Below are 9,649 nucleotides of genomic sequence, written 5' to 3' on the forward strand. Positions count from 1 at the left end.
TGTAGAGTAGCGGGGAGCCGCCCTAGTCATCGTCAGGCACTTATTATGAAAAATCCCCCAGGGCTTGCGCCTTGGGGGATTTTTTTTTGCCTCACACCTCACACCTCACACCTCACCCTAACATACGGTTTTCCGGCGTTTTATGTCAGAATGCACTCCTCTAGGAGGAATGCCCATGACTCAGATGCGCTGGGAGCAGTTGCTTTCCCCACGTCGTCTTCACGACCAACGCTCAACAAGCACCCGCGAAATCGGCCGTAGTCCGTTTCATAAGGATCACGACCGAATTGTTTTCTCCGGTTCGTTTAGGCGCCTTGGGCGCAAAACTCAGGTACATCCGCTGACCGAAAACGATCATATCCATACTCGCTTAACTCACTCACTAGAGGTTGGCTGTGTAGGCCGCTCTCTGGGGATGATTGTGGGTGAACTGCTGCATGATCGTTTGCCTGAATGGATCACCCCCGCGGATCTTGGCGTCATTATACAAACGGCATGCCTTGGCCATGACATTGGTAATCCCCCTTTTGGTCATGCCGGTGAGTATGCGATTCGCGACTGGTTTCAGCGAGCTCAAAGCAGCGGCCTGTTAGAAGGTCTTTCAGACGCTGAGCGCGAGGATCTGCTGACCTATGAAGGTAACGCCCAAGGTTTTCGGGTGATTACCCAAATCGAATATAACCAGTTTAATGGCGGTATGCGGCTTTCTGCAGCCACATTGGGAGCACTGCTTAAATATCCTTGGACGGTTCGTTACAGCGGTCGTGCAGGCAAGTTTGGCGCCTACCAGTCAGAGCAGGCGCTGCTCAAAGAGGTGGCTGAAGCGGTAGGCTTATTACCCCAGGGCGAACAGCGCTGGTGTCGCCATCCACTGGCTTGGCTTGTCGAAGCCGCTGATGATATCTGCTATGCCCTCCTGGATCTGGAAGATGGTTTGGAAATGGGCATCCTGCGTTATGAAGAAGTAGTCGAAATACTTCGCCAGATTGCTGGCGAGTTTCCGCCCGAATATGCCGATATGCAGGCCCGCAATGTGTCTCAGCGACGGCGTATTGCGCTGCTAAGAGGCGCGGCCATGGAGCGCGCGGTTAATGATGTCGGCGCGGTGTTCGTGCAGCATGAGCAGGCTCTGCTGAGCGGCACGCTCAGTGATGACCTCTTAGAGCTGTGCCACCCTGATCTGGGCTGGGGCGTTCAGGCGGCGAAGCAGTTGGCTCGAGAGCGCATTTTTCAGAATGAGCGTAAGGCAAAGCTGGAGATAGGCGCTTATACGACGCTGGGTATTCTGTTGGAAGCCTTTATTGGCGCTGCGCACGAGCTTCACCATACAGGGCACTCATCGTTTAAACACCAGCGTGTATTGGCCCTGATAGGAGAAAACACGCCCCTGCCATCTTGGCCGCTCTACGATAGCTATCGACGAATGCTGGACTTTATCGGTGGAATGACAGACCACTACGCGGTGGATCTAGCCCAGGAGATGGGCGGCCGTCTGCGCGGTGATTGAGGACTGCGTCATTAAACCGAAGGTTGGCTCAGGTGCTTCAACTCCATCAACTGAGCGCGCTCAAGCAGCACATTAATGACCTTGTCATGGATGGCATCGTTGAGCGGGCCTGGGGTCAGCTCGGTTATCTGCTTGGCAAGGGTATCACCGCTAACTACCAGAATGTCCGGGGCGGCTTCGCTGTTATCTATTTTCCAACCCGGCAGCACCAATACGCCCCGTACGGGCACGGGCACACCGCAGCGTCGCTCAAGCCAGTGAGTCAGCCAGCTAACTCCTTGACGCGTTTTATGCAGCGGTCGGCGCTCTTGCCAGTGCGGAAAGCGCAACCGTTCGCGCTCCACCGCCACTGTGTTGAGCTCATTGCCATCGGTGCCGATAGCGAGTGTCCTTGCCCGTGTCTCTACCACAAACACCCCGTGGGGCGTGACTACGACGTGATCAATCGTGAAGCTATCGGTGGGGACATCGTGAAATACGTAGTAAGGGTGGGCGTCCGGGCGAACCAAGCGCTCGAGTTCCTGGCCAACGGCGAGTTCGCAGGCTAAGCCTAATTTTAAGCGTCGAATACGCTGATAGTCGCGTACCAATAGCAGTGAAAACGCCAGCACAAGTAAGGTGCTGAGTAGACCATATAGTGCCCATTCGACCCAGTCTTGCCGCTCTACAAACAGCATGCGCCCCATCCCGTAAACAAGCGGTGCGAGGCTGATAATGGGCCCTAATGCGCCATTTAAAAATAGGCTGGAAAACGCTTTGTCAAGACGCTGCCGCAGCGCTTGGCCCGGTTCATGAAGGGGGGCGTTGAAAGGGGAGTGAACGCGAGCATCATGCAGGCTGCGCAGCGCAAGGACAATACTGGCCATTGCTGCCATGGGGAATAGAAATATCAGGGGTAGCACGTATTCCAGCCAAGCCATTGCAGTGCCTTGCTCTATAGAGACTTATTCAGTAGTAGGTTCTGACGATAAGTCATAGTGGTGTAGAGGCCTAACCTCCAGCGAGTTTAACCTGGTAACCCAGATCGCTTAATGCTTGACGCAGGGTATCGCGATGATCGCCTTGAATTTCAATAACACCCTCTTTAACGGCTCCACCTGTTCCACAGCGCTTTTTAAGCGTTTTTGCCAAGGTTTTAAGCTCTTCGCTAGGCAGTGGAATGCCACTAATGGTCGTCACGCCTTTGCCTTTCCGGCCACTCGTTTCGCGGCGAATGCGTACCACGCCATCCAGTGCCGCTAGACGCTGCTGCTCACTCAGCTCATCGCAGTGGCAGGCATCAAGTGGTTCCCGGCAGGTAGGGCAAGTTTTGCCATGTTCGGTGGAGTAAACCAGACCACCGAGCTGGTCGCGTAAAGAGCCCATCATCCTCCTCCCATTGAGTGTTGAGGCACAGGGGTATGCCAGTACTCACGCGTGAGTCGCTCCACCACAGCGGGTAGCTGATACATATTACTGATCATAATAGCGTTTTCAGGCGTTGTTTCGGCATCTGGGAAACGATTTAAGTGGATCACCGTCATCCCCGCTTGAAGCGCTGCGCGAACACCTACCAAGGCATCGTCTATGGCAATGCAGTCATGCGCTGAATAGCCCATGATACTCGCTGCATGTAGATGTAGACAGGGCTCGGGCTTCCAGCAATTGGCGGTATAGCCACTGAAAAAACGCTTACCGAAGTAGCGGCTAAGCCCGGTCGCTTCTAAAGCCGTGTGAATTTTGCTTTCAGGCCCATTAGAAACCACTGCGCTGGGATACGCCGACAAGGTATCCAGCGCTTCTTGGGCGCCGGGTATCGTCGTCAGTTCCTGGGCAAGCCGGGTGGCTAGATTGGCCCGCATAGAGGCTTCCATGCGGTCAAGCTGTTCAGGGTCAACCTCACCAAAGCGTTGTTGCAGTTCAGCAACGATGCGTCGAAAGCGTGCTCCGCGAAACTCGCCAAGATAATCACTAGACGCGAAAGGCAGGCCGATTGAATTAAGACCGGTAGCCATCTCTTCGGCCAGAAGCGGTTCGCTATCGACAAGAGTGCCATCACAATCAAACAGCAAAAGTGGGAGCGGCATTGTGGTTCCTTGCAGCGGCTTATGCACTGCCAGTATTAGTTGAAGCCATCCATACTGCTATTGAACGGGATTTTACCTCATTTGTGAACACTGTTTTGTTATTTTTTGCTTGCCTGAACGCGACTCTTGAGCCAGCTTAAACGGCTACACTTATTTTTCTGGCTTTTGTTATAAGCCATCTAGCGTCAGTGGTGCAGTCGTGCAAGCGTTGGAAATGGCCAAGCTGCGCCGAAGGGACGGTAGGGATACACTATCGAGTCATAAACACAACATGGAGAATGCCTAATGCGATTAACCCCTTGGATGCTACCTTTTGCGCTCAGCGCTGCTTTACTAACGACGACGAGCTATGCATTGGCCGATAGCCATGAGTCAGAGGGTGAACAGCATGAGCCTCTGGATGATGCAGCACTTGAAGAGGAGTACGGTATTAAAGCGGGGTCGGTGAAACGCGACGAGGATATGTCATCCAGTAATGCCGATGACACCGATGAACAGGCCCGCGTCCGTGAAGAGGAGGAGGAGGAAGAGAAAAATGAAGGGGTAGCCACCAGCGAGGGCGAGGCTGACGTAGAACTAGAGCCTGGCAAGAGTGAGGAACGCAATCCCGAAGCTGGCACCGGTGGCACTGGCAGCCCGGAAGACGCTATTCATAGCAGCGAAGAGGAAAATAGTGAAGATGATGAGGATGGCACCGACGACAGTGAGTAACGTCGGTGCCTAAGCGCTACTTGGCGAGCCTGCGCGAGTTAGCGCTACTACGCTGGTGGTAAGGCTTCATTGTGCGCTGGCTGGTAACCCACCAGGGGGCCTGCTTACCGCTCATTGAGTTGAGCAGCGCTTTTTGCATAACGAGGCCAGCTTCCATGCTGGCCTCGAGTTTTTCAGTGACCATGCGTTGATTCTCTTGCATCATTTTAGGACTGAAAAACGGCTGTGTTTGCCATAAATGATGTCGCATAGTGATTGTCGATAAAGACGTCGACCATAGCTCAAAGGCCATGATACCGACTTTCCATATATCGAACATCGCGACTGGGGGAGTCGGCATTAGGGACAGGGGAGTTGTCGATTTCATCAGCGTTGTGGCCTCCTTGCTGGAACACGAAATGTCGTGGCCTCATCACCAGTGTTAGTGCATTAATGCTGCATTGCAACATCTATTTAATTAGCCACAAAAAAAGACGACCGATTGGTCGTCTTCTTCGAACGTGCGGCAATAACGCGCTTACTTTACCTTAGGAGCCAGTTCGCCACGCCCATAGCGCAGGAACATCTCTTCCAGGCTGATCGGTTTAATCTTACTGGCGTTGCCCGCCGTACCAAAGGCTTCGTAGCGAGCGATACATAGATCGCGCATGGCGGTAACGGTCTCTTTCAAGAACTTACGTGGGTCGAATTCAGACGGGTTCTCCGCCAGGAAGCGACGCACGGCACCGGTAGACGCCAAGCGCAGGTCGGTATCAATGTTGACCTTGCGCACGCCATGCTTGATACCCTCAACGATCTCCTCAACGGGAACGCCGTACGTTTCGGGGATCTCACCGCCATACTGGTTAATCACTTCCAGCCACTCCTGGGGAACAGACGAGGAGCCGTGCATGACCAGGTGAGTGTCCGGAATCCGTGCGTGAATCTCTTTAATGCGCTGAATAGAGAGCGTGTCACCGGTCGGCGGCTTGGTGAACTTGTAAGCACCGTGGCTGGTGCCAATGGCAATCGCCAGCGCGTCCACGTGGGTCGCTTTCACAAACTCGGCAGCTTCTTCCGGGTCGGTCAGCAACTGCTCCATATCGAGCTTGCCTTCTGCGCCGATGCCGTCTTCTTCACCGGCCATGCCGGTTTCCAGACTACCCAGGCAACCCAGCTCGCCTTCGACGGAAACGCCACAGGCGTGCGCCATTTCCACCGCGCGACGAGTAACGTCGACGTTATAGTCGTAGTCGGTGGGCGTTTTGCCATCTTCGCCCAGCGAACCATCCATCATCACCGAGGAGAAACCGAGCTGAATAGAACGCTGGCAGACGGTGGGGCTCGTGCCGTGATCCTGATGCATGACCACAGGGATGTGCGGAAACTCTTCCACGGCCGCCAAAATCAGATGGCGCAGGAAAGGGGCCCCCGCATACTTACGCGCGCCAGCAGACGCTTGGACAATAACCGGTGAGTCGGTGGCATCCGCTGCCTCCATAATGGCGCGCATCTGCTCAAGGTTATTGACGTTAAACGCCGGAATGCCGTAACCGTATTCGGCGGCGTGGTCGAGCATCTGGCGCATGCTGATCAAAGCCATGAAATTACCTTATCTATGTGGTAGAGACTGGGTTGTCAAGATTGAGCTGTCAGTTTGAACGGTGATGAGCGTTCAGGTTCAAATCGTACTGTTTTCAGGTCGGACAATGTTAACCGCGTTTGGCGGCGGCTTCGAGTGCCGCGACGGCTGGCAACTGCTTGCCTTCGACATACTCAAGAAAGGCGCCGCCGCCAGTAGAAATATATGAAACGCGATCCGCAATGGCATATTTATCAATGGCTGCTAAGGTATCGCCGCCGCCGGCAATAGAGAAACCTGCGCTATCGGCGATGGCTTGAGCAAGCACCTGGGTGCCTTTACCAAACTGATCGATCTCAAAGACGCCAACCGGCCCATTCCATAAAATAGTGCCGGCGTCTTTGAGCATGCTGGCCAAATGTGCAGCGGTGTCTGGGCCAATATCCAGAATCATCTCATTGTCAGCCACCTGATCGACCGGTTTGACAGTGGCCTTGGCTGACTCAGAAAACTCGGTGGCGACGACCACATCGGTCGGGAGCGGAATCGAGACTTTTTCCATCAGCGCTTTCGCTTGGCCCACCAAATCGGCCTCATGGAGCGATTTGCCGACATTGTATCCCGCGGCGGCAATAAAGGTGTTGGCGATACCACCACCGACGATCAGTTGATCGCATTTCTCCGCCAGCGCGGTGAGTACATCCAGTTTGGTAGAGACCTTCGAGCCACCGACGATGGCGGCCATGGGCCGGGCGGGATGCGCCAGTGCTTTTTCAAGGGCATCCAACTCTTGGGCCAGCAAAGGCCCCGCACAGGCGCTGGGGGCAAAACGCGCTACCCCATGGGTGGACGCCTGGGCGCGGTGGGCGGTGCCAAACGCATCCATGACAAAGATATCGCACAGTGCGGCGTACTGTTTTGCCAGTTGCTCATCGTCTTTTTTCTCGCCGCTATTAAAGCGCACGTTCTCTAGCAGCACGATGTCGCCGTTGGCGAGATCCAGCGTTTCGCCGAGATAGGCTGTGATCAGCGGCACTGGGCGACCTAACAGTTCACCCAGGTGTTCAGCCACCGGTGCGAGGGAAAACTCTTCGGCGGGTTCACCTTCGGTGGGGCGTCCTAAATGGCTCATCAACATCACCTTCGCCCCAGCCTTTGCGGCGGCTTGGATGGTTGGCAATGCGGCACGCAGGCGGGCGTCGCTGGAGACGCGGCCGTGTTTGATGGGCACATTTAAATCTTCACGAATCAGCACGCGTTGCCCTTCCAGGGGAAGGTCAGTCATCTTTTTTACGTTCATATATGCGGTATCCTCGTGTGTATGCCGTTGAACTAAGTAGAAATAGCTAATATAAAAAGCGACTGCAACAGGTCATGTTTGAGCTGAAAGTCTGGCCAGCCGCTGGCTAATATCGAGCATACGGTTAGCGAACCCCCACTCGTTGTCAAACCAGCACAGCAACTTGATAAGGCGCTCGCCTGCGACCCGGGTTTGAGTAGCGTCCAGGATGCCTGAGCGTGGGTCGTGATTAAAATCAACCGACGCCATAGGGGCTTCAGTATAGCCAAGCACACCCTTTAAGCGCTGTTGGCTGGCGGCCAGCAGCAGTGCATTGACATCGTCCCGGTGGGTGTCCCGGCTGACGGTGAGCGCCACGTCCATGGCCGAGACATTGATTGTGGGTACGCGTACGTGCAGACACTCAACGCGGCCCGCAAGGTGGGGCATCAAGCGGCTGATGCCGAGCGCCAAGCCGGTATCCACCGGCACAATAGAGTGCATCGCCGAGCGGGTAAGACGCAGGTCAGTCTGGTGGTAGGCATCGATCACCGGCTGGTCGTTCATCGCCGAATGAATCGTCGTCGTCACACCGTGCTCCAGGCCGAGGGCTTCGTCGAGGACGGTCAGTAGTGGCACCAGGCAGTTGGTCGTGCAGGAAGCGGCAGAGAGAATGCGCTGAGACAGCGCTAGCTCGTTCTCATTGATGCCCCACACAATGGTGGCATCGACATCGTTCTCCGCTGGCTGGGAAAACAGTAGCCGCTTGGCGCCAGCTTCCAGGTGTAGCTCGGCGGTGGCGCGATCTTTAAAGCTTCCAGAGCACTCCAGCACCAGATCCACATCAAGCGCTTTCCAGGGTAGCTTGCGTGGGTCTTGCTCGCAGAGTACCTGGATGCGATGGCCGTCAACGATAAGGGTCTGGCCGTCGTTATCGACGTCACCGGGAAAGCGACCATGGGTAGTGTCGTAACGGGTTAGGTACGTGATGGTCGCCAGATCAGACATTTCATTAATGGCCACCACTTCAAGCTCAGGGTGGTGCCGCTCAATGAGCGCCCGTAAGACGCACTGGCCGATGCGTCCGTAACCGTTAATGGCGATGCGATACCTGGGAGCAGAATTAGCCATGCGGAGGAGTGGCTCTTAAAAGTGTTTCGATGATCGATAAAGTCGAGAACGCTTTGTGATGATAACGTATTTTAGCGGGCGATTCTCATCAACTGCCGTTGCCCATCAGTTGACCAAGCCGATCAATCGCCAGGCCAGTGGCAGCAGCAGCGCAGTGAAAATACCCGTCAGGCTCATGCCCAGTGAGGCAAAAGCGCCAGCCGTAGGGCTGATCTCAAACGCCCTTACCGTGCCGATGGCGTGGCCATTGAGACCCAGGGCAAAACCGGTCAAGCGATCATCTTGGATATCCAGCCAACGCGCTGCCAAGCTAACACAGGGAATGGTAATCACCCCGGTGACCAGCAGTGCACCCAGTAGCAGTGCGGTGGTGCCACCGAGCTGCTCGGTAATGCCGATAGCAATTGGCGCGGTCACTGATTTAGCGGCAATGGAAGCGAGTACGTTGTCCGAGCTGCCCAGTAACCAGGCAATGCCCAGCGAGTAGCAAGCCGCCAGTGTTGCCGCGATGGGTAAGCAAATCGCCAGTGGACGCCACAGCTCAACGATCCGCGGCAGCTGTTGATAGAGCGGCATGCCCAGCGCCACCGTGGCGGGCCCCAACAGCACCGTTAACCATGTGGCCCCTTGCTGGTAGGTGGCGTACGGCAGCCCTATTAGCGCCAACGCCCCCGCTAGCAGCAGCGCTGCGATCAAGATAGCGGGCAGCCATGAGGGGCGCTTTAAACGCTGAAACAGAAGGCTGCCGAGCAAATAGGCAGCCAGCGTTAACCCGACTGCAAACAGCGGGGTGGTGGTTAATAGCGTGAGCAACGAGGAGTTATCGGACATGGGGTTGCCCGATTAGCCGCTTGAGCAACCAAAGCGTGGTCACCACACTGAGTAACGTACCCAGCACTAAGGCGATAAGGATAGCCGTCCACTGTCCAGCCAGCTCGCCGATGATAAAAAACACCCCAACAACGCCGGGCATAATCAGCATGGCGAGTAGCGCAATCAGCGGCTGGGCGGCAGCGGCAATGCTGTTAGGAACACGGCCCCGCACGGCGAGCGTTGCGCAGAGCAGTAGCATCCCAATCACGCCTGAAGAGATCGGCAAAGCGGTGAAGTGGATCACCACTTCACCGATCAGCCAGTAGCTAATCAACCATAGAAAGCCACTGAGTGCTGGCATGGCTTAGCCGAGTAGTTCGTTGGCTTGTTTGACCACATTGTCGACGGTAAAGCCGAAGTGCTTGAACAGATCCCCCGCTGGCGCAGATTCGCCGTAGGTGGTCATGCCAATGACGCGGCCATCCAACCCCACATACTTGTACCAGTAGTCGGCGTGGGCGGCTTCGATGGCGATACGCTTGGTGACCGCTTTGGGCAGTACGCTTTCGCGGTACTCGGCG

12 protein-coding genes are annotated in these 9,649 nt (G+C 55.5%); 2 read left to right on the top strand and 10 right to left on the bottom strand.

Annotated features, from left to right (window positions below; translation table 11 throughout):
* Window positions 1-175 precede the first annotated feature (175 nt).
* Complete coding sequence (locus JI62_RS07425) at window positions 176-1,507, top strand: deoxyguanosinetriphosphate triphosphohydrolase (protein WP_022520993.1); 1,332 nt, start codon at window positions 176-178, stop codon at window positions 1,505-1,507.
* A gap of 11 nt (window positions 1,508-1,518) precedes the next feature.
* Here the strand turns inward: JI62_RS07425 and JI62_RS07430 are convergent, their stop codons facing one another.
* The 3 genes from JI62_RS07430 to JI62_RS07440 all read right to left on the bottom strand — a co-directional run bounded on the left by JI62_RS07430 (window position 1,519) and on the right by JI62_RS07440 (window position 3,573).
* The gene (locus JI62_RS07430) at window positions 1,519-2,427 is read right to left on the bottom strand and encodes a nuclease-related domain-containing protein (RefSeq protein ID WP_088699552.1); all 909 of its coding nucleotides are present in this window, start codon (window positions 2,425-2,427) and stop codon (window positions 1,519-1,521) included.
* A 70-nt stretch (window positions 2,428-2,497) separates the two neighbouring features.
* Window positions 2,498-2,872, bottom strand: a complete 375-nt coding sequence (locus JI62_RS07435; protein ID WP_088699553.1) for a translation initiation factor Sui1 — start codon at window positions 2,870-2,872, stop codon at window positions 2,498-2,500.
* On the bottom strand, window positions 2,872-3,573 hold the full coding sequence (locus JI62_RS07440; protein WP_088699554.1) for an HAD family hydrolase: 702 nt from the start codon (window positions 3,571-3,573) through the stop codon (window positions 2,872-2,874). The genes JI62_RS07435 and JI62_RS07440 overlap by 1 nt, the downstream gene beginning before the upstream one ends.
* Window positions 3,574-3,858: 285 nt before the next feature.
* Between JI62_RS07440 and JI62_RS07445 the strand changes: the two genes are divergently transcribed.
* Window positions 3,859-4,284, top strand: a complete 426-nt coding sequence (locus JI62_RS07445) for a hypothetical protein (RefSeq protein WP_170938501.1) — start codon at window positions 3,859-3,861, stop codon at window positions 4,282-4,284.
* Between the two features lie 16 nt (window positions 4,285-4,300).
* On the opposite strand, the gene JI62_RS07450 is transcribed toward JI62_RS07445, so the two are convergent.
* The 7 genes from JI62_RS07450 to JI62_RS07480 form a co-directional block, all read right to left on the bottom strand.
* Window positions 4,301-4,651, bottom strand: coding sequence for a hypothetical protein (locus JI62_RS07450; RefSeq protein ID WP_170938502.1), 351 nt, complete (start codon window positions 4,649-4,651; stop codon window positions 4,301-4,303).
* A 150-nt stretch (window positions 4,652-4,801) separates the two neighbouring features.
* Window positions 4,802-5,866: a class II fructose-bisphosphate aldolase gene (gene fba, locus JI62_RS07455; protein WP_088699555.1), complete on the bottom strand. Its 1,065-nt coding sequence runs from the start codon at window positions 5,864-5,866 to the stop codon at window positions 4,802-4,804.
* Window positions 5,867-5,975: 109 nt separating this feature from the next.
* Window positions 5,976-7,145, bottom strand: coding sequence for a phosphoglycerate kinase (locus JI62_RS07460; protein ID WP_088699556.1), 1,170 nt, complete (start codon window positions 7,143-7,145; stop codon window positions 5,976-5,978).
* Window positions 7,146-7,217: 72 nt separating this feature from the next.
* Window positions 7,218-8,255 carry a type I glyceraldehyde-3-phosphate dehydrogenase gene (locus tag JI62_RS07465; protein ID WP_088699557.1) on the bottom strand — a complete coding sequence of 346 codons (1,038 nt, stop codon included), beginning with the start codon at window positions 8,253-8,255 and terminating at the stop codon, window positions 7,218-7,220.
* Window positions 8,256-8,360: 105 nt separating this feature from the next.
* A complete protein-coding gene (locus tag JI62_RS07470) occupies window positions 8,361-9,086 on the bottom strand; it encodes an LrgB family protein (protein WP_088699558.1) in 726 nt (241 codons plus the stop codon).
* Complete coding sequence (locus tag JI62_RS07475) at window positions 9,076-9,429, bottom strand: CidA/LrgA family protein (RefSeq protein ID WP_088699559.1); 354 nt, start codon at window positions 9,427-9,429, stop codon at window positions 9,076-9,078. Before JI62_RS07475 ends, JI62_RS07470 begins: the two co-directional genes overlap by 11 nt.
* A 3-nt stretch (window positions 9,430-9,432) precedes the next feature.
* The coding region (locus tag JI62_RS07480; protein WP_430750715.1) for a transketolase-like TK C-terminal-containing protein at window positions 9,433-9,649 on the bottom strand (217 nt) is incomplete at its 5' end.

Source organism: Halomonas campaniensis (genome assembly GCF_002211105.1).
GTDB lineage: Bacteria > Pseudomonadota > Gammaproteobacteria > Pseudomonadales > Halomonadaceae > Vreelandella > Vreelandella campaniensis_A.